Annotated in this window: 1 protein-coding gene; it reads right to left on the bottom strand. The window is 55.6% G+C overall.

Annotation, left to right across the window (positions count from 1 at the left end; genetic code table 11):
• Window positions 1-269 (bottom strand): hypothetical protein (locus NJD71_RS13735; RefSeq protein WP_319052452.1); only part of this gene is annotated, 269 nt, incomplete at its 3' end.
• Window positions 270-419: the final 150 nt, after the last annotated feature.

The following is a 419-nucleotide window of genomic DNA, read 5'->3' as shown; positions in this document are numbered from 1 at the left end:
ACCGAATCCGGCACCAACAGCGGCACGGAGACCAACGGCAACACCAATTCAGGAACCGGCGGAAACTCCGGCTCGAACTCGACCGGCTCAGATGCCTCCCACGGATCGGGGTCTTCAACGAATTCGGGCACTACCGGTTCCAGCTCAACGGGTTCCGGCAACAGTTCGACAGGCTCCAACAGTTCGTCCGGCAACAGCACCGGCAGTCCCAATTCCAAATCCTCCAGCTCGAGCACAAGCAGCAGCGCCGGCACTGATATCGACGTCATAGGCGAATGACGTGGGGCAATGCGAAACTTGGACGTATGACTACAGTTATCATGCGCACCTGCGAAGGTGACATGCGCATGATGCTTCTTCTTTGGGATGTGACATCAGGAAACAGATCACTGGAAATCGTTGAAATTCCAATCAAAGCC

Origin of the sequence: Psychrobacter sp. PP-21, assembly GCF_033790785.1 — a bacterium.
Taxonomy (GTDB): Bacteria; Pseudomonadota; Gammaproteobacteria; order Pseudomonadales; family Moraxellaceae; genus Psychrobacter.
The sequence above is the reverse complement of the archived record's forward strand: the minus strand, read 5'-3'. Positions and strand labels throughout refer to the sequence as shown.